We start from the raw sequence: 18,194 nt of genomic DNA on the forward strand, positions 1-18,194 counted from the left end.
CAGTTACCCCTTTCTTACAGTTCTTCTACGGCTTTGCCGCGTACAGCAGCTACCTGAGCTGCGTCGCGCAGGCTCTTCAGGCCTTCCATCGTTGCGGTAACAACGTTCTGCGGGTTGTTGGAACGCAGGCACTTGGTACGGATGTCCTTGATGCCGGCAGCCTCAACTACTGCACGAACAGCGCCGCCGGCGATAACGCCGGTACCGGGAGCAGCAGGCTTGAGCAGAACGCGGCCTGCACCGAACTCGCCGATAACCTCGTGCGGGATGGTGGTGCCCTTCAGAGAAATCTTAACGAGGTTCTTCTTGGCGTCCTCGATGCCCTTGCGGATAGCGTCCGGAACCTCGGAAGCCTTACCGAGGCCGAAACCAACGGTACCCTTGCCGTCGCCTACAACGACCAGAGCTGCGAACTTGAAGATTCGGCCGCCCTTAACGGTCTTGGCAACGCGGTTGAGCGCTACAACGTTCTCGGAGAACTCGTCCTCACGCTTATCGTTTCTGTTAAACTGAGCCATGTTTTACCTCCTCCCGATTAAAACTGCAGGCCGCCCTCACGGGCGCCATCTGCGAGCTCCTTCACGCGGCCGTGGAACACATAGCCGCCGCGGTCAAACACGACAGTCTCAATGCCCTTAGCCTTGCAGCGCTCGGCAACGATCTGACCAATCTTCTTGGCTGCTTCCTTGTTGCCGCCGTACTCGGTAAAGCTCTTCTCTGCAGTCGAGGCGGATACGAGGGTTACACCGGCTACATCGTCAATAACCTGTGCATAGATGTTCTTTGCAGAACGGAATACGTCCAGACGGGGACGCTCAGCGGTGCCGCTGATCTTAGCGCGTACGCGCTTGTGGCGCTGAAGGCGCGCCTTGTTGGAATCCTTCTTCGAAACCATTTATTTTCGCCTCTCCTTTCCTTACTTCTTCTTAGCGCCGGTCTTGCCTTCCTTGCGGCGGACATACTCATCAGCGTAGCGAATGCCCTTGCCCTTATAGGGTTCCGGCGGACGCTTCTCGCGGACTTCCGCTGCAAACTGGCCAACCTTCTGCTTGTCAGGACCGGAGATGATGATCGTGTTCGGGTTCGGAACGTCGATCGTGATGCCCTCCACCTCGCTCATGGTAACCTGATGCGAGTAACCGAGGTTCATAACCAGATCCTTGCCCTGCTTAGCGACACGGTAACCAACGCCCTGAACGCTCAGCTCCTTCTTGAAGCCATCGGTAACACCAACAACCATGTTGTGAACCAGGCTGCGGGTGAGGCCGTGCAGTGCGCGGTTGTGCTTGTCGTCGTTCGGACGGGTTACGAGGATTTCGTTGCCCTCTACCGCGATGGTCATGTTCGGATGAAATTCGCGGGTAAGGGTTGCCTTAGCGCCCTTCACGGTAACAACGCTGCCGTCAATCTTGACTTCAACGCCGGCCGGGATGGCAATCGGCATTCTACCAATACGAGACATTGTTTATACCTCCCTTACCATACAAATGCGAGAACTTCACCGCCGACGTTCAGCTCGCGAGCCTTCTTGTCGGTCATGACGCCTCTGGAAGTGGAAACGATGGCAATACCAAGGCCGCGGAGTACCTTCGGCAGCTCCTGTGCGCCAGCGTATACACGCAGGCCCGGCTTGGACACACGCTTGATGCCGGTGATAGCCTTCTGGCGGTTATCAACGTACTTCAGTGCGATGCGGATAATGCCCTGGGTGTTGCCCTCTACAACCTCGAAAGACTTGATGTAGCCTTCATCGAGCAGGATCTGGGCAATAGCCTTCTTCATCTTGGATGCGGGTACATCCACACTGGCATGACGAGCATTGCCAGCGTTGCGGATACGAGTCAGCATATCCGCGATAGGATCAGTGATCTGCATAAAATGCTCTCCTTTAATATAAGAAGTTTGGGGGTAGTGCAGCAATCGAGCGCCGGTGGGTTAATCCGGTTCTGATTTGTCTGTTTGCCCTCCACTTTTCTTTACACTGTTCGTGGCCCTTCCACGGACAGCGGCGGGGATAAAAAATCGCCGGTCCAGTACTCAACCAGACCAGCGTTAATTATAGCACGAGAAACCAATGGCTGCAATCGGAAAAAGTGCTGATTTTTACGCAGTTTTAGCCTGTTTTGCAGTCAAATTGCTTGATTACCCGGTATAACGGCAGGTCGGCCGTTTTTGGACCGCACCAGGGACCACGCCGGGAAAATCCGGTTAATGGCCAATGGGCGTGCGCGGGAGAAACTCCTTTGCGCGGCAATTCGGTTACGCATTTGCGCAACTGTAATTAGTATACACTACACCGGGTGTATCGCGCAAGTGTTTTTTCAAAAATTCTTAATTTTTTTGAGATTTTCTTTTTTGAGGTGATTTCGCCTGCGAGGCGAACGGAACTTGCCTGCCCGGCAGGGGCACAAGAAGGAGAGAACCAAGGTTCCCTCCTTCTTGTGAATCATCCTTCTTCCTATTTAGCACGGCGAAATTTGCAGAGCTGAGACTATAAAGGAACGGCAGAGGATCTTTTCTTCCGCATGGTCGCACTTCGTGCGCCATGTATCCGCATATCCGCAGTGTCAGATACCATTCTGCTACACAGACCGGCTACTCTACGCTGGGCGCGACACAAGGTGAATTGCCCGCAGGGCAAGAGAGGGTCCCCTGGGGGATAACCGTGCCGCACAATTCGTGAGCGCGTTGTTACAGACATGGCCTGCGAAAATAACTTGTACCAAACGCCTAATCCGTAGGTGCCGTGCGCAAACTCCAGATTAACGAATTGCGCAACACGGTCATGTTGCGCCTGCGTAGATTTAACCGTATGTGTAGCAGTACGTTATCTGACACTGCGAATCGGTTGAGAAAGACACGGAAGAAAAAATTCTCTGCCGTACTCTTATTTTCGAAGCGGTCGCCGCTCTCCGATTTTCGCCGGGCTATCTAACAAGGGAAAGGCAGGAGTTCAAAGAGGAAGGGAAACCGCAGGTGTCCCTTCCTCTTTGTCCCCGCCGCGGATGCGGCAGTCTCCCGCGCTCCGCAGAGCGCAGCTTATTCTTTAGGAAACCGCAAAGTAATGCAAGTCCCCTCGCCGAGCGCACTCTTCAGCTCAACCTCCGCATGATGCAGCGCCGCACCATGCTTGACAATCGAAAGCCCCAGTCCGGTGCCGCCGGTCATCTTGCTGTGGCTCTTATCCACGCGGTAGAACCGCTCAAACACGCGCTGCTGGTCCGCCGGCGCGATACCGATGCCGGTATCCGCCACCTGCACGAACGGCCGGCCGTTCTCTGTGCCGGTCACAAGCGTCACACTGCCCTGCGGCTTATTATAATTGATAGCGTTATCCGTTAGATTGAAGATCATCTGCTCAAGCGTGCGGCGCTGACCGGAAACCGCAGCCGGTTCTCCCTCGATGCGCAGCGCGATGCCCTTGCCTGCTGCCTTGCTCTGCAGGCGGTCGCGCACAGTATCACAGAGTGCGGACAGCTCCACCGGCTCAAAGACCACCGTTTCTCCGCCTTCATCCAGCCGGGACAGGTGAATGATATCCTCGATGAGCGCCAGCAGCCGCTGCGCTTCCGTGCGGATCTTGCCCGCAAACGGCGCCACGTCCTCCGGCTTGGCAATGCCGCCCGCGATGATCTCCGCGTAGCCCATGATGCTGGTCAGCGGCGTTTTCAGCTCGTGCGACACGTTGGCGGTAAATTCCTGCCGCTGCTGCTCGGCACGCTCGCGCTCGGTAATATCCACGATCAGCAGCACGGCCGCGTGCCATGCGCTGTTCTCCTCCACCGAGCTTGCCGTAAGTTCATAAATGCGGCCGTTCCGCTCGAGTTTTCCGTGCGCGCCTTTGCCGTCGAGCGCCTGCTCGACCACCTGAATGTAATTCGCATCGCGGCACAGCGTCAGATAGCTGCCTTCCGCACTGTCATGCGGAAACAGCGCCCGCGCAGCGTGATTGGCGAACAGAATCATGCCCTTGCCGGAAAACAGCACCAGACCTTCGTCCATACGGGCCGTAATGTCGTCAAACTCAGCCTGGCGGCGCTGCAGCTCGTCCATCTGCGCCTGAATTTTGCGGTTCTGCTTGTCCATACGGTGCAGCAGCGGCGACAGCTCGTCATAGGCATCGCCCTTCATCGGATCATGCAGGTCGAGCGCTTCGATCGGCTTGAGGAACAGACCGGTCAGCCAGCCTGCCAGCACAGCTGCAACCAGCAGCGTCAGCAGGATGATCAGCACAATCCACGGTGACGCATTCGACAGTGCGCCGAACACGCTGTCCGCAGTTGCGGAAATGCGCAGAATATCGCCGTTTTTCAGACGGACCGCGTAATAAAACGTCTGCTCAGCGAAGGTTTCGGACAGACGGTTGTCCTCGCCCGTGCCGTTCTGCTCTGCCGCCGCAATCTCCGGACGGACGGCGTGGTTCTCCATCTCGGAGGCATTCGTGCGGTTGTCGTACAGCACCGTGCCGTCCTGCGCGACCAGCGTCAAACGGTCGGCATATACCGAGCCGAACTTCTCCAGCTTCTCCCGGATATTATCCACCGCAGACAGGTAGCTGCTCTCCGTCACCAGCCGCCGCCGCATGTCATTGGTCAGACCGGCGTGAACTGCCAGCAGCAGCAGCCCGGTCGTCAGCAGCAGCGTGACAAGCGACGTGAGAAAAATGCTGCCGAATACGCGCTTTCTCATGTGTGCTCTCCCATGCGGTAGCCGACACCGCGGACAGTCTCGATCAGCGCACCGTCCGCGCCCAGCTTTTGCCGCAGCGTGCGGATATGCACATCGACCGTGCGGGTTTCGCTTTCATTATTATAGCCCCAGATATTCTCGAGCAGCACATCGCGCGTGAGCACGGCACCGCGGTTTTTCATCAGCAGGCACAGCAGCTGATACTCCTTGAGTGTCAGCTGCACCTCCTGCCCGTTAACGAATACGGTGTGAGCACGCTCATCCACACAGATGCCGCCGGCTACCAGCGGACGCGGCTCATCCTTGTCCTGCATATCCTCGGTGCGGCGCAGGACCGCACGAATGCGCGCGATCAGCTCCATCATGCCGAACGGCTTGGGAATGTAATCATCCGCACCGGTGTCCAGACCGACTACCTTGTCGTACTCCGTGTTTTTCGCAGTCAGCAGAATGACCGGAACCCTCGCCGTATCCGGCGCTGCGCGCAGACGACGCAGAATAGTGATGCCGTCCTCGCCGGGCAGCATGATATCCAGCAGAATCAGCTGCGGCTTGCATTTTTTCAGAGCAGCGGTCAGCGCCGCACCGTCCTCGAAGCCGTCAGCCTCAAAACCGGTGTTGCGCAGTGTATACACCACCAGTTCGCGGATACCCGCATCATCTTCCACACAGTATATCATATATTACACTCCGATTTCTGTCAGCGTGCCGCCGCTTCCGCGCCGTGCATTGCACTTTTATGCGAGCCGGTGATGGAAAACTCCACCCATTCGGCAATATTGGTCGCGTGGTCGCCGATACGCTCCAGATACTTGGCGATCATCAGCACATCGAGTACGCGCTCGCCGTCCTCCGGGTTCTGCGCGATCTCCGCGATGAGGTCGCTCTTGCACTCGTCAAACAGGCGGTCTACCACGTCATCATATTCAATAACGCTCCATGCAAGGGTCAGGTCACGGCGGACAAACGCGTCCAGGCTGTCGGTCACCATTTTAATGGTTGCCTGCGCCATCTGGTCTATATGCGTGTTGTGACCGCACGCACCGGACAGATACGTTACAATCTCCGCAATATCGCTTGCCTGATCACCGATACGCTCGATATCCGTGATCATTTTCAGCACGGAGGAGATCAGACGCAGATCGCTTGCCACCGGCTGCTGCTGCAGCAGCAGCTTGAGGCACATGGACTCAATTTCGCGTTCCTTGCGGTCGATCTCCTGATCGATGCGGATGGCGGCCGCCGCCAGCTTGATATCGCCCTCAAGCAGAGCCTTTACCGCACTGGCGATTGCGTTTTCGCATAGTGCTCCCATCGAGATCAGCTCATTGTTCATCTCCGCAAGCTGATTGTCAAAACGGTTTCTCATTAGCCGAACCTCCCCGTAATGTAGTCTTCCGTGCGCTTGTCCGACGGCATGGAGAACAGCTTTTCGGTGTCATCCACTTCAATCATGTCGCCAAGCAGGAAGAACGCGGTCGTATCCGAAACACGGGTGGCCTGCTGCATATTATGCGTTACCATAACGATAGTATAATCCTTTTTGAGCTCGAGCACAAGGTCCTCGATCTTCGCGGTGGAGATCGGATCAAGCGCAGAGGTCGGCTCGTCCATCAGCAGCACCTCCGGGTCTGCGGCAAGCGCACGCGCGATGCAGATACGCTGCTGCTGACCGCCGGACATGGACAGCGCGGATTTTTTGAGGTTATCCTTGGTCTCCTCCCAGATAGCGGCACGCTTGAGCGAAGTCTCGACGATCTCGTCAAGCTGCACACGGCTCTTGATGCCGTGCGTGCGCGGACCATAGGCGATGTTGTCATAAATCGACATCGGGAACGGATTCGGCTTCTGGAATACCATGCCGACACGGCGGCGCAGCAGATTGACGTCACAGTTCCTGTAGATATCCTGACCGTCAAGCATGATATCGCCCGTGATACGGCAGTTTTCCACCAGATCGTTCATGCGGTTGAGCGAACGCAGCAGCGTAGACTTGCCGCAGCCGGACGGTCCGATGAATGCGGTGATCTCATTCTCCTTGATATCCAGATTGATATCGTGCAGGGCGTGAAAATCGCCGTAATGCAGATTCATATTGTGAATTTCGATCTTATTTTCCATGTTCATTCTCCATTTACTTCTTGGTCAGCTTTTTCGCTGCCAGAGCGGAAAGCGTATTCATCAGCAGGACCACCAGCAGCAGAACGACTGCGGTAGCATTTGCCTCGTTCATGTGCAGCGCCTCACCCGAGAGCACATACATGTGGATAGCCAGCGTACGGCCGGACTGGAACAGGCCGGGAATCTGTGCCATGGTGCCTGCGGTAAAGATGAGCGCCGCGGTCTCACCGACGATGCGGCCGATGCCGAGGATAACACCGGACAGGATGCCGGGACCCGCAGCAGGCAGCACAATGCGGAATACCGTGCGCAGACGTCCGGCGCCCAGACCGAACGAGCCTTCGCGGTAAGAATCCGGAACTGCTATCAGTGCTTCCTCAGCGGTACGCATGATGAGCGGCAGGATCATGATCGCCAGCGTCATCGCACCGGCCAGCAGCGAGTATCCCCAGTGCAGCCTGGTGACGAAGAACAGCATGCCGAACAGGCCGTACACAATGGACGGAATGCCGGAAAGCGTCTCGGTCGTGATTCGGATGACGTTTACCAGCTTGTTGCCGCGCTTGGCGTACTCATTCAGGTACACGGCGGTGAACAGGCCGAGCGGCACGGCCAGCAGCAGTGCCAGCGCGGTCGTTTCAACCGTAGTGAGGATGGCAGGCATCATCGAGACGTTCTCAGAGGTATAATTCCACTGGAACAGCGACGGCTTGAGATGCGGAATGCCCGTCACCAGAATATAGCCGAGCAGGAACAGCAGCACCGCAAAGGTCAGCACAGCCGCACCGTACACCAGACCCTTAAGCGCAGCCGCAGATGCGGCGCCGTGCACCTTTCCGGTCTTTGCCTGTACGCGCACTGCCGGTTTTGCAGCAGAGACAGCTTCTCTTGTCATGCTTCCTTCCTCCTTTTGAGAACCGAGAATGCCAGATTGATGAGCAGAATGAATACGAACAGCACAACGCCGGTCGCAATAAGCGCCTCACGGTGCAGGCCGGTGGCGTAGCCCATCTCAAGCACGATGTTTGCCGTCATGGTGCGGATGCCCTTGAGCATACTGCCGGTCAGTCGCGGCTGGTTGCCCGCTACCATGATAACCGCCATGGTCTCGCCGATGGCGCGGCCGATACCGAGCACGATGCCAGCCAGCACGCCGGACTTGGCAGCCGGTACCATAACCGTGAATATGGCACGCTCATGCCGTGCGCCCATGGCGACGGCGCCCTCGTAGTAGCTCATCGGAACCGCACGCAGCGCCGCTTCGGACACGCCGATGATGGTCGGCAGAATCATAATGCCGAGCAGGATGGACGCCGCCAGAATGGACGAGCCGGAGATATCCGCACCGAACACGCCTGCCACCGCACGGACTGCCGGTACGATAATGACCATGCCGAAGAAGCCGTATACGATAGACGGAATACCGGCCAGCAGCTCGGTGCACGGCTTGAGCAGACCGTACAGCTTTTTCGGACAGTAGAATGCCATGAATACCGCCGTCAGCAGACCGATCGGCACGCCGATAACGATCGCACCGGCGGTGATGTACAGGCTGCCGAGGATCATCGGCAGGATGCCGTAAATGTCGTTGCCCGGCTTCCACTTCGCGCCTGTGAGGAAATCCAGCAGGCCAATCTCCTTCATGGCAGGCACACCGTTCGCAAACAGGAAAATACAGATGAGCACCACCGCAAAGATGGAGGTCAGCGCACAGAGAAAAAATACCATGTGCATCAGGTTTTCCCGAAGGTTTTTCATAAATCTATCTCCTATACAGGCACAGGGCGAATCGCTTCGCCCTGTTTTATCAGTCTGTGGATTCGCTTACGCGAGGTCGCTCCAGTCGGTGATGTCGCCGACATAGATACCCTTGATCTGATCCATAGACAGGTCGTCAACGGTGTTTGCCGGGTTTACAACTACTGCGATGCCGTCAAGTGCGATGGCGGTGCCGGTCAGCTGTGCAGCCTCGTCGTCCTTCAGCTCGCGGGATGCCATGCCGATGGCAAAGGTGCCGTCCATCGTGCCGGTCATGCCGGAGGTGGAGTCAGAGGTCTGCAGGTCGATGCTTGCGTTCGGGTTTACAGCCTTGTACGCCTCGATCAGCTTCTCCATAACCGGGGATACCGAGGAGGAACCGCCAACTGCGATCTGACCGGAGGAACCGTCGGAAGTAAAGGCTGCTGCATTGTCGTCAACAGCGATGTACTTGTTATTGGTTACAACAGCCTGACCTTCCTTGGAGAGGATGAAGTTGATGAAATCCTTGGCTACGCCGGTCGGCTCGCCCTTGGTTGCAATATTGAACGGACGGGACAGCTTGTAGGTGCCTGCCTTTACGTTATCTACGGTAGCTTCTGCGCCGTCTACCTTGACAGCCTTTACGGTGTCGTTCAGCGCACCGAGGGAAATGTAGCCGATAGCCTTCTCGTTGCCTGCTACGCTGGTCAGTACAACATCGGTCTTGTTGGCGATCTCGGCATCCGCGGTGGTATTGTCGATCTTCTCGCCTGCGTCGTTCTTCTCCTCTACACCAGTCAGTTCGATGAACGCGCCGCGCGTACCGGAACCATCCTCACGGGAGATAACGGTGATCGCACCGGATACGCCGCTGTCATTACCGCTTGCCTGGGAATCCGAAGAATCGGAAGAGGAGCTGCCGCCGCAGCCGCTCAGTGCACCGGTCAGCATCAGTGCTGCCAGAAGCATGGAAATGCTCTTTTTCATAATTTGTTCTCCTTTTACATTCGTCTTCGTTTTTTGTTACAAGATTATCTTACGGAAGTTTTGTAAAATGCAAAAGCGAGAGTTCGTTAAGTTTAAGTAAAGTGTGTTTTTTCTGGTAAAATCTTTGTTAAATACGGATTTTCGCCTGCGATTCAGCGGGAGTTGCGCTCTGCGGAGCGCAGGAGAGTACGGCGCCCGCCGCGGGGGCAAAAAGGAAGGACAACCTGCGGTTTTCCTTCCTCTTTGGACTCCTACCTTTCCCTTGTTAAATAGTCTGGCGCAGATTGCCGACATGTGACCGCTGCGAAATAGGGGAACGGCAGAGGATTTTTTCTTCCGTGTCTTTCTCAACCTGTTCGCAGGGTCAGATACCATACTGCTACACATGTGATTTCATCTAAGCAGGCGCGGCATAGCAGTGCCGCGCAACTCTTTGGCACGTTGTAACGCACGGCACCTGCGAATTTAGACGTTTGGTACAATTTATCCTCGCAGACCCTGTCTATTATAACGCGCTCACGAATTGCGCGGCACGGTCATGCCGCGCCTGCGCAGAGTAGCCCGTATGTGTAGCAGAACGGTATCCGGCACTGCGTATAGATTTCGGCATGGGAGCACACTGTGCTCCCCTACGGTAGAAAAAATCCTCTGCCGTTCCCCCATTTCGAAGCGGTCACATGTAGGCAATCTGCGCCAGACTAAGAAATAAAGGGAAACAGGAGTTAAGAGGGTAGAAACCGTAGGTGTCTACCCTCTTGCCCCGCCGCGGGGCGCGGCGAATCCCGCGCTCCGCAGAGCGCAACTCCCCGCTTGATCGCAAGCGAAAACTCCCCGCCCGTCAGGGGCGAACACGCTAACGCAGTTCGTATGCCCCGCCGAGTCGGTGCCGAGAAAAAAAGAGAACCCTCTCACGAAGGTTCTCTAAAAAATCAGGTTTTTCGTTTTCGGAAGTACCCGAGGTACATAACCGCTGCCGCCATGCTCCAGAAATACGCCATCATATACGGCACCTCGAAGATATTCTCGAAGTAGCAGTGCACCAGCACGCCGCACATACCTGCGAACATGGAAACTGCCAGCACGCGCGTGCGGTCGCCCTTGGTGTAGCCGGTACGGCCGATCGAGCGCAGGCTCCACAGCACCAGACCGAACAACAGCAGGATGAAGAACGCCAGACCGAGATAACCCATCTCAACCAGCGTTTTCAGATAATAGTTATCCATGTAGAAGTAGGAGAAATCCTTGGTCTCCTCGATGACCTTGTTCTGCATGGCAACCGCGCCGCCGAAGCGGCCGAGGCCGAAGCCGAGCACCGGATTGCTCTCCTGCAGCAGCTTGAGACCCTTGGACCAGCGAATGACACGACCTGCGCGGCGGCTTGCTGCAAGGTAATCCGCGGTAAACAGATAGGTAATGCGGTTCGCAATAGACGGGATTGCCAGCAGTGCACCGACACCGGCCACGCCCATCAGAGCGATCAAACGACGGTCCAGAAAGATGGCGAAAATCACAACGGCTACTGCCAGACCGCCCCAGGCACCCTTGGAAAAGGTGAAAATGCAGCTCAGGCACATCATGCCGGTCGCGCAGATAGCCAGCACCTTGACCCACATTTTACTGCTGTAATATGCAAGTCCTGCCACCATCGGGGCAAACAGCACCAGCAGACTGCCCATGATATTCGGGCTGCCGGTGAGCGAGTACACACGCGTACGCACGCTGGCCTCGGTCTGGGAGACCCAGCTCGACGGGATCGGCGCGGCTACGATATACTGATAAATGCCGTGTGCCGCAATGCAGAGCGCCATCACGACGAGCGCACCGTAGAATACCGCGAAATCGCGGTCGTTTTCAATCAGGCGGGTGACGAGGAAGAACCAGAACAGGTACTCCACAACCGCACGGTAGCCCGCTACCGCGATATGCGTATTCGGCGAAACCGCACACATCAGGAAAAAGCCGACCGCGATGAACAGCAGCAGATAGGCATCCACCGGCGTAGCACGCGATCCGAGCGGCGCACGCTTCATCGCCATGTGCCACAGGATGTACGCAAATGCAGCAAGCATCAGGCACTCATCCCACACGGATGCCACAAACGACGGCAGATAGCCGGCATCCGACACCCAGCGGACAGCGGAATCGAGCGGCAGATACATCGCCAGACAAATCAGCAGCAGACCGCGCATGCCGACGAACCTGCAGGCTCTGCCGATCAGGCCGCCGCCTGCGACACGCTCAATCGGCCGCCAGACGGCAAGGCAGATGCGGTAGATCAGGCTGTTTGCCGCAATTCCGCCCAGTTTTTCGACAAACCGGCGCAGCGCTGCCAGAATCCGCGCATAGATGCTGTTCGCCGAGGTACATATCGGTGCCGCGCAGAATTTATTCCACAGACGGCAGAACACTGAGCTTGGGTACGCCTGCCGGATACGGTTAAAGAATCCCGCGATAGCGCCCTCGTGGTACCATGCGCGCAGACACATCAACAGCCGCACGAACAGACTGTTTTCAAATAACGCTTTCATAGGCTTTAATTATCCGCAATATCGACCGAATCAATGTTGCCGGTCGTCTCAAAATCGTTGGTCTTTACAATGAATGTACGGCCTGCGCGCACCTCCTGCGTACCGATGGCCGGTGCAGGCGTGCCCTTGGAAACCTTGGTCGTGATGGTGAATACCAGATCCTTCTTCTCCGGATCGGTTGCCGTTACAATGCGGCCGTCAGCGGTGGTAACCTGCTGATTGTAATCCTCGATCTTCATATCGGTGATCTGCGCATTGACATAGCTGTTGCCGTTTACCAGCGACTTGCCTACCTGACTGTTGCGCTGCACCTCGTTTACCAGGAACGGCGTTGCACCGCGTACGCGGACGGTCATCGTCAGGGAGACCTGCGGAGACGCAACCTCCTTGATCTGCTTGGCAAACAGCTTGTAGCCGACACCCGCTACGACAGCGATCGCAGCGACCAGCACCAGCAGATCGACAACATTGATGATGCCGAACAGCTTGCCCTTTTCGTTAATGATCTTCATAAATTTCCTCCGTTGGCAAATGAATTTCGTGTTTCACTGTGTCATTATACCATAGGGAGCGTTAAAAGTTAAGTGTTATCTTTGTGTCGAAACAAATCAACAAGGAAAGAGCGGAACTCGATTTTCTCGCTGTTTCCCGCGTCCTTTCCTGCTGCCGCCTCCTCGCAGGTGATGGAAAATGCCGTACACCACCATGCCGCACGAGGACTCTGCGGCGCAAACGCCGACCAGAACAGCACATAAACCGCTGTCAGCACTGCCGCGAGAGCCTTTCTATCCTGTTTCTGCATAACAAAACCGCCTTTCTGCATCCGGTGTACCCAGTATGCCCGAAAGGCGGCTTTCTATACCCGTTTAATTGCAGGTTTCGGTCAGGAACGTGTCCGCGAAACGGCGGCGCAGCATTTTCGCTGCCGTTTTGGCGCGGCTCTCATCCGAGAACAGGCCGTACACGGTCGGACCGGAGCCGCTCATCAGCGTACCGTCCGCACCGTTTTCTGCGAGAAACGACTTGATTTCGCCGATCTGACGGCGTTTTGCCGCCGTAACGGTCTCCATCACGTTGGACAGGTACGCGCACACGCCCTCGTAATCTCCCTGATCGAGTGCGGCCATCATGCCCTTGTTGTCCGGATGCTCGAGGATATCCACGCTGTCGATTTCCTGATAGACCTCCTTGGTCGGCACCGCAAACGGCGGCTTGCACAGCACGACCCAGCAGTGCGGCATATCGGGCAGCAGGCTCAGCTCCTCGCCTATGCCCTGCGCCAGCATGGTGCCGCCGCGCAGGCAGAACGGCACATCGGCACCCAGTTTAAGTCCCATCTCGCACAGCTCGTCGTCGGTCAGACCGGCTGTATGCAATGCGTTGAGCGCACGCAGTACAGCCGCCGCGTCCGTCGAGCCGCCTGCCAGACCCGCCGCAACCGGAATGCGCTTTTCGATATGAATCTCGCAGGTTTCGAGCAGTGCGCCGGTCTCCTTGTAGAACAGCTCCGCCGCACGATACGCCAGATTGCGCTCGTCGGTCGGCAGAAACGGCAGGCTGCAGCTCAGCACGATGCCGCGCGGCTTTTTCTCGCCGTGAATGGTGGTAACGCGCACGGTATCGTGCAGTGCGATCGACTGCATGACCATCTCCACCGTGTGGTAGCCGTCCTCCCGCCGTCCGGTGACGTCAAGCGTCAAGTTGATCTTTGCACGGGCACGAACAGTCGTATCCGTGTGTGTAATTTCCTGCTTTCTTCCAAAAAACATGTTATTTCAGCCTCTACATTTATTTCAGTGCGATCTGCACCGGTTTGCGCTCTCGGAACACGGTAACGTGGGTAAAGCCTGCGTCGAGTGCATTCTTCACGCAGTCGTCTACGCCGCGTGCCATAGTGTCCAGCGTATGCGAATCCGAACCGATCGAGATGCGCTCGCCGCCCATGCGCTTGTATTCGTACAGAATATTCTGCGGTGGACCGACTTTTTTCTGCCAGCCCGCAATGCCGGCAGCATTCAGCTCAAGCGCGTAGCCGTGGTCGATGCACGAGCGCAGCACCTGCTGTACGCGGTTCATATAATTGTCAAACGACGGGATATAGTCGCCGTGCTTCATCACTCGCAGCGGATAGTCAATGTGCGCCAGCACATCAAAGCCGCCGTGCTCCTCGAGCAGCAGCAGCTGATCGAAATACTCGTGCAGGAACTTGTCGCAGTCCATATTGGGAAAGTCGTGAAAGTAGATATCCAGATCGTTCGGCATGGCATGCAGCGAGCCGATGACCATATCGAACGGATGCGTGCGGACAAAATCGTCCGCATCCGGTGTGGCGTGCAGCTGGCCGATCTCCATACCCGCCAGAACCTCAATACCGCCGTTCCCTGCCGGACGGCGCTTTTCCCATACCTCGCGCGCACAGGCTTCCGGGTCACGGTTGTCGCGCGTGCTGCCCGAACGCAGAAAATCCAGATGATCGGTAATGCCGATGATGTCCAGTCCGGCCTGCTCGCAGGCGTGGATTTTATCGTCGATGGACTGCGGATACTGGGCATCGGCCGAATATCCGGTGTGCATATGCAGGTCTACCCGCATGGACGTTCCTCCTTATAGATAATTGAACACGGTCTGCACAAAGCAGGCGACGATCAGCAGAAACATGCCTGCATTCTGCAAAACGGCTTTGAGCGACGGCGCACAGGGTCCGTGCAGCCAGACTTGCTGTTTTCTGCCGCGAACGAGCAGGATCATGCCGATCACCAGCATTGCCATCCAGAACAGACCGAGCGCCGACTGCGCGGCTATGGTATCCAGCAGCAGCATGGGCACCACTGAGCCGATGATGTTGAACAGCATGTGCAGCAGCACCGAGGTGCGCAGCAGTCCGGTGCGGTAGTACGCATAGGACAGCAGCAGACCGAGCGCAAAGGCGTAGAAAAACTGCTCCAGATTGGCATGATACAGTCCGAACAGCAGCGCAGAAATGAAGGCGCCCGGCTTCTGCCCGTACCGCGCGAGACGGCCGGCCAGCAGGCCGCGGAACACCAGCTCCTCACACAGCGGACCGATAATGCAGGCACCGAGAACGATGGCCGTCATGGACATCTGCGAAAAGCTCTCGTCCACCATGCCGACCGGATCGCGTCCGGTCAAGGTGTAGACCATGTCGTTGATATTCGTGCCGATGAGCGAACCGAGCCACATCAGCGCACAGCCGATGACAAACCACCGGCCCATGCGCTTTGCGCCTGCCCGCTCCCTGCAGAACGGCATCGGCGGTGTTTTGCGCCACAAACAGAACACAATCGGCAGCGATACCGCATAATGTCCGACGAGCAGCAGCAGGTAATACAGCGTTTCCGGTATGCGGAACGGCAGGATCCAACCATCCAGCCAGTACAGGCCGAACTGCCAAAGGATCGACCACAGCATGATCGCCAGCACGGAAAATCCCAGCTTCGAGCAGTAGCGGCGCTCCTGCGGGATATCAATTTGCTCCATAAAAGTTTCCTCTCCGGGCAAAAACAGAGGCGGAGCCTATGCTCCGCCCCCATATTTGTCTAATTGACGAAAGGCTTACTGAGCCTTGGCCTCGTTTACCAGACGCTCGGTATCCTTGGCGATCATAAGCTCCTCGTTGGTCGGAATAACCAGAACGCGAACGCGTGCCCAGTCGATGGAGATATCCATCTGCTTGCCGCGGTACTTGTTCTTCTCCGGGTCGATCTTGATGCCGAGGTACTCGAGGTGCTCGCAGACATCCCAGCGAACCGAACGGTCGTTCTCACCTACGCCTGCGGTGAAGATGATAGCGTCTACGCCGCCCATCTCAGCAACGTAGGAACCGATGATCTTCTTAACGGACAGGTTGAACATATCCTTCGCCAGAGCAGCACGCGCGTTGCCGTCAGCAACAGCAGCATCCAGATCGCGGAAGTCGGAGGATACGCCGGAGATACCCAGCATACCGGACTTCTTGTTCAGGATATTGATGACCTCGTGTGCGTCCATGTGCTCGTGCTCAGCCAGGAACTCGATGATAGCCGGGTCGATGTTGCCGGCACGGGTGCCCATCGGCAGACCGTCCAGCGGAGTGAAGCCCATGGAGGTATCGAAGCTCTTACCGCCGTTGATTGCGCAGATAGAAGAACCATTGCCGAGATGGCAGGTGATCAGGCGCAGCTCCTCGAGCGGACGGCCGAGCATCTCAGCAGCCTGCTGAGAAACGTACTTGTGGCTGGTGCCGTGGAAGCCGTAACGACGGATCTTGTACTTCTCGTAGTACTCGTACGGTACAGCGTACATGTAGTGGGACTGCGGCATGGTCTGGTGGAATGCAGTATCGAATACTGCGACCATCGGAACATCCGGGCCCATAACCTCGCGGCAAGCCTCGATGCCGGTCAGGTTAGGCGGATTGTGAAGCGGTGCCAGCGGTACGCAGTCCTCGATAGCCTTGAGGACCTTCTCGGTGATGATAACGCTGTCCGAGAAGAACTCGCCGCCGTGTACAACGCGGTGACCTACTGCGTCGATCTCGCTCATAGAGGAGATGACACCCTTTTCCGGATCGAGCAGAATGTTAATAACAGACTGGATCGCTTCCTTGTGGGTGGGCATTGCGATGTCAAACTTGAACTTCTCATCGGACTTGTTGCCGGTGTGGGTCAGCACACCGTCGATGCCGATGCGCTCGCACAGGCCCTTCGCCATTACCTCGCCCGACTCGGTGTCGAGCAGCTGGTACTTCAGCGAAGAACTGCCAGCGTTGATTACCAATACTTTCATTTGTGAAAACTCCCTTATGCCGTATTTGGCGGCTTGCATAAAGCCGCGGAAGCCTATATAATAATGCTATATTTTTATTCTACACGATTCTTTGCAAATGTACAACCCCTTTTTCGAGGTTTTTACCTTGCAGACCGCTGTCATCTCGCTGAAAGGAGCACCGTCATGACCGTATGCGGCATCACCGCCGAGTATAATCCGTTTCACACAGGCCATCTGCACCATATTGCCGAAACCCGGCGCAGCCTCGGCGAAAACGCCGTGATTGTGTGCGTGATGAGCGGCAATTTCGTCCAGCGCGGCGATTTTGCCGTGCTGGATAAGTACGCGCGTGCCGAAATGGCCGTGCGCTGCGGCGCTGACCTCGTGGTTGAATTGCCGCTTGCTGCGGCGCTGTCCTCGGCGGAGGGCTTCGCCAAGGGTGCGGTGCAGACGCTGCACGCACTCGGGTGCGGCACGGTATCGTTCGGCGCGGAGACTGCGGATACGGATTTGCTTTTACAGGCGGCAGAACTCCTGAACAGCCTGCCGATGGAGGGTGAATCCGGTTCTCCGCACCTGTCCTACGCCGCCAGACGGCAAGAGGAATTATCGAAAGTTCACAAACAGGCTGCAGCTCTTTTAGACAATCCAAACAACACGCTTGCCGTGGAATACTGCCGCTTCCTGCTCCCGCTCGGGATGCATCCGCTTGCGGTGCTCCGGCAGGGCGCGGCCCACGATGCATGCGCGCCGCACAGTGGCTTTGCCTCGGCGAGTCTGCTGAGAGCGCATTTGCGAAACGGCGATTTTGCGTTCTGCGCACCGTTCCTGCCGCCTGCGTCTCGCGCCGTGTGGACGAAAGCCGCAGATTGCGGTGAAGCGCCGGTCGCTCTGCCGGAGGACACACTGCTCGCGCTGCTGCGGACGGCACTCTATCAGGGCAGACTGCGGACCGGCTCGGCAGACGGCTTTGATGAGCGGCTGTGCAAGGCGGTCTATACGTCACATTCGTTCTTGGATGCCGTAGAAAAGGCACGGACACGCCGTTTTCCGGCGGCGCGGGTGCGCCGCACGCTGCTGCGCGCGGTGCTCGGTGTGGAGGCAGACGCACCCGTCTCCCCTGCTTATCTGCGCGTGCTGGCACTCGGCGTGCGCGGACGTGCGGCGCTCAGGCAGGCTGCCCTGCCCGTTATTGTCAAACCGGCAACGGAAAAACGGCTGCCCGCAAATCTGCAAGCGGCACTCTGCCGCGATGCCTTCGCGGACGACCTGTTTGCGCTTGCGCTTCCCGATCCCGAACGGAGAATCGGCGGTGGGCATTTCCGCAAAACGCCGTTCTGTCTGCGCTGAATTGACAATCCT

At 57.0% G+C, this 18,194-nt stretch carries 19 protein-coding genes; 1 reads left to right on the forward strand and 18 read right to left on the reverse strand.

The window, feature by feature from the left end; translation table 11 throughout:
* Window positions 1–14 precede the first annotated feature (14 nt).
* From rpsE to DW088_RS05385, 18 genes are all read right to left on the reverse strand, one after another.
* Window positions 15–518, reverse strand: a complete 504-nt coding sequence (gene rpsE, locus DW088_RS05300) for a 30S ribosomal protein S5 (RefSeq protein WP_054326956.1) — start codon at window positions 516–518, stop codon at window positions 15–17.
* 17 nt (window positions 519–535) lie between these two features.
* Entirely contained in the window at window positions 536–895 is a 360-nt protein-coding gene (gene rplR, locus DW088_RS05305) for a 50S ribosomal protein L18 (protein ID WP_110435394.1), read from the reverse strand.
* Between the two features lie 21 nt (window positions 896–916).
* On the reverse strand, window positions 917–1,462 hold the full coding sequence (gene rplF, locus DW088_RS05310; protein WP_117489841.1) for a 50S ribosomal protein L6: 546 nt from the start codon (window positions 1,460–1,462) through the stop codon (window positions 917–919).
* A gap of 14 nt (window positions 1,463–1,476) precedes the next feature.
* Window positions 1,477–1,875 carry a 30S ribosomal protein S8 gene (gene rpsH / locus DW088_RS05315; RefSeq protein WP_110435396.1) on the reverse strand — a complete coding sequence of 133 codons (399 nt, stop codon included), beginning with the start codon at window positions 1,873–1,875 and terminating at the stop codon, window positions 1,477–1,479.
* Window positions 1,876–3,039: 1,164 nt separating this feature from the next.
* Window positions 3,040–4,689, reverse strand: coding sequence for a sensor histidine kinase (locus DW088_RS05320; RefSeq protein ID WP_118360019.1), 1,650 nt, complete (start codon window positions 4,687–4,689; stop codon window positions 3,040–3,042).
* Complete coding sequence (locus DW088_RS05325) at window positions 4,686–5,369, reverse strand: winged helix-turn-helix domain-containing protein (RefSeq protein ID WP_118360020.1); 684 nt, start codon at window positions 5,367–5,369, stop codon at window positions 4,686–4,688. The genes DW088_RS05320 and DW088_RS05325 overlap by 4 nt, the downstream gene beginning before the upstream one ends.
* 20 nt (window positions 5,370–5,389) lie before the next feature.
* Window positions 5,390–6,058, reverse strand: a complete 669-nt coding sequence (gene phoU, locus DW088_RS05330) for a phosphate signaling complex protein PhoU (protein WP_116704734.1) — start codon at window positions 6,056–6,058, stop codon at window positions 5,390–5,392.
* Entirely contained in the window at window positions 6,058–6,810 is a 753-nt protein-coding gene (gene pstB, locus DW088_RS05335) for a phosphate ABC transporter ATP-binding protein PstB (RefSeq protein ID WP_118360021.1), read from the reverse strand. Before pstB ends, phoU begins: the two co-directional genes overlap by 1 nt.
* A 13-nt stretch (window positions 6,811–6,823) precedes the next feature.
* Window positions 6,824–7,705: a phosphate ABC transporter permease PstA gene (gene pstA, locus DW088_RS05340; protein WP_118360022.1), complete on the reverse strand. Its 882-nt coding sequence runs from the start codon at window positions 7,703–7,705 to the stop codon at window positions 6,824–6,826.
* Window positions 7,702–8,568, reverse strand: coding sequence for a phosphate ABC transporter permease subunit PstC (pstC, locus tag DW088_RS05345; protein ID WP_118284621.1), 867 nt, complete (start codon window positions 8,566–8,568; stop codon window positions 7,702–7,704). Before pstC ends, pstA begins: the two co-directional genes overlap by 4 nt.
* A 66-nt stretch (window positions 8,569–8,634) precedes the next feature.
* Window positions 8,635–9,537, reverse strand: a complete 903-nt coding sequence (locus DW088_RS05350; protein ID WP_118360023.1) for a substrate-binding domain-containing protein — start codon at window positions 9,535–9,537, stop codon at window positions 8,635–8,637.
* A gap of 929 nt (window positions 9,538–10,466) precedes the next feature.
* Entirely contained in the window at window positions 10,467–12,065 is a 1,599-nt protein-coding gene (locus DW088_RS05355) for an O-antigen ligase family protein (RefSeq protein WP_118360024.1), read from the reverse strand.
* A 5-nt stretch (window positions 12,066–12,070) separates the two neighbouring features.
* Window positions 12,071–12,577: a DUF4330 domain-containing protein gene (locus DW088_RS05360; RefSeq protein ID WP_116704737.1), complete on the reverse strand. Its 507-nt coding sequence runs from the start codon at window positions 12,575–12,577 to the stop codon at window positions 12,071–12,073.
* A 68-nt stretch (window positions 12,578–12,645) separates the two neighbouring features.
* The gene (locus DW088_RS05365; protein ID WP_118360025.1) at window positions 12,646–12,867 is read right to left on the reverse strand and encodes a hypothetical protein; all 222 of its coding nucleotides are present in this window, start codon (window positions 12,865–12,867) and stop codon (window positions 12,646–12,648) included.
* A gap of 64 nt (window positions 12,868–12,931) precedes the next feature.
* Window positions 12,932–13,834 carry a 4-(cytidine 5'-diphospho)-2-C-methyl-D-erythritol kinase gene (gene ispE, locus DW088_RS05370; protein WP_118360026.1) on the reverse strand — a complete coding sequence of 301 codons (903 nt, stop codon included), beginning with the start codon at window positions 13,832–13,834 and terminating at the stop codon, window positions 12,932–12,934.
* Window positions 13,835–13,853: 19 nt separating this feature from the next.
* Window positions 13,854–14,657: a PHP domain-containing protein gene (locus tag DW088_RS05375; protein ID WP_118360027.1), complete on the reverse strand. Its 804-nt coding sequence runs from the start codon at window positions 14,655–14,657 to the stop codon at window positions 13,854–13,856.
* 12 nt (window positions 14,658–14,669) lie between these two features.
* Window positions 14,670–15,563 (reverse strand): CPBP family intramembrane glutamic endopeptidase, encoded by an 894-nt coding sequence (locus DW088_RS05380; RefSeq protein WP_118360028.1) that lies wholly within the window; start codon window positions 15,561–15,563, stop codon window positions 14,670–14,672.
* Between the two features lie 75 nt (window positions 15,564–15,638).
* A complete protein-coding gene (locus tag DW088_RS05385) occupies window positions 15,639–16,850 on the reverse strand; it encodes an acetate/propionate family kinase (protein ID WP_118360029.1) in 1,212 nt (403 codons plus the stop codon).
* A gap of 165 nt (window positions 16,851–17,015) precedes the next feature.
* On the opposite strand from DW088_RS05385, the gene DW088_RS05390 reads away from it, so the two are divergent.
* Window positions 17,016–18,182 carry a tRNA(Met) cytidine acetate ligase gene (locus DW088_RS05390; protein ID WP_158574616.1) on the forward strand — a complete coding sequence of 389 codons (1,167 nt, stop codon included), beginning with the start codon at window positions 17,016–17,018 and terminating at the stop codon, window positions 18,180–18,182.
* Window positions 18,183–18,194: the final 12 nt, after the last annotated feature.

Origin of the sequence: Butyricicoccus sp. AM05-1, from assembly GCF_003474415.1 — a bacterium.
In the GTDB taxonomy this organism is placed as follows: Bacteria; Bacillota; Clostridia; order Oscillospirales; family Butyricicoccaceae; genus Agathobaculum; species Agathobaculum butyriciproducens.

What these genes read in the sequence shown, in the direction of transcription:
- rpsE (WP_054326956.1), bottom strand. Translation starts at nt 518, where the DNA reads ATGGCTCAGTTTAACAGAAACGATAAGCGTGAGGACGAGTTCTCCGAG.
- rplR (WP_110435394.1), bottom strand. Translation starts at nt 895, where the DNA reads ATGGTTTCGAAGAAGGATTCCAACAAGGCGCGCCTTCAGCGCCACAAG.
- rplF (WP_117489841.1), bottom strand. Translation starts at nt 1,462, where the DNA reads ATGTCTCGTATTGGTAGAATGCCGATTGCCATCCCGGCCGGCGTTGAA.
- rpsH (WP_110435396.1), bottom strand. Translation starts at nt 1,875, where the DNA reads ATGCAGATCACTGATCCTATCGCGGATATGCTGACTCGTATCCGCAAC.
- DW088_RS05320 (WP_118360019.1), bottom strand. Translation starts at nt 4,689, where the DNA reads ATGAGAAAGCGCGTATTCGGCAGCATTTTTCTCACGTCGCTTGTCACG.
- DW088_RS05325 (WP_118360020.1), bottom strand. Translation starts at nt 5,369, where the DNA reads ATGATATACTGTGTGGAAGATGATGCGGGTATCCGCGAACTGGTGGTG.
- phoU (WP_116704734.1), bottom strand. Translation starts at nt 6,058, where the DNA reads ATGAGAAACCGTTTTGACAATCAGCTTGCGGAGATGAACAATGAGCTG.
- pstB (WP_118360021.1), bottom strand. Translation starts at nt 6,810, where the DNA reads ATGGAAAATAAGATCGAAATTCACAATATGAATCTGCATTACGGCGAT.
- pstA (WP_118360022.1), bottom strand. Translation starts at nt 7,705, where the DNA reads ATGACAAGAGAAGCTGTCTCTGCTGCAAAACCGGCAGTGCGCGTACAG.
- pstC (WP_118284621.1), bottom strand. Translation starts at nt 8,568, where the DNA reads ATGAAAAACCTTCGGGAAAACCTGATGCACATGGTATTTTTTCTCTGT.
- DW088_RS05350 (WP_118360023.1), bottom strand. Translation starts at nt 9,537, where the DNA reads ATGAAAAAGAGCATTTCCATGCTTCTGGCAGCACTGATGCTGACCGGT.
- DW088_RS05355 (WP_118360024.1), bottom strand. Translation starts at nt 12,065, where the DNA reads ATGAAAGCGTTATTTGAAAACAGTCTGTTCGTGCGGCTGTTGATGTGT.
- DW088_RS05360 (WP_116704737.1), bottom strand. Translation starts at nt 12,577, where the DNA reads ATGAAGATCATTAACGAAAAGGGCAAGCTGTTCGGCATCATCAATGTT.
- DW088_RS05365 (WP_118360025.1), bottom strand. Translation starts at nt 12,867, where the DNA reads ATGCAGAAACAGGATAGAAAGGCTCTCGCGGCAGTGCTGACAGCGGTT.
- ispE (WP_118360026.1), bottom strand. Translation starts at nt 13,834, where the DNA reads ATGTTTTTTGGAAGAAAGCAGGAAATTACACACACGGATACGACTGTT.
- DW088_RS05375 (WP_118360027.1), bottom strand. Translation starts at nt 14,657, where the DNA reads ATGCGGGTAGACCTGCATATGCACACCGGATATTCGGCCGATGCCCAG.
- DW088_RS05380 (WP_118360028.1), bottom strand. Translation starts at nt 15,563, where the DNA reads ATGGAGCAAATTGATATCCCGCAGGAGCGCCGCTACTGCTCGAAGCTG.
- DW088_RS05385 (WP_118360029.1), bottom strand. Translation starts at nt 16,850, where the DNA reads ATGAAAGTATTGGTAATCAACGCTGGCAGTTCTTCGCTGAAGTACCAG.
- DW088_RS05390 (WP_158574616.1), top strand. Translation starts at nt 17,016, where the DNA reads ATGACCGTATGCGGCATCACCGCCGAGTATAATCCGTTTCACACAGGC.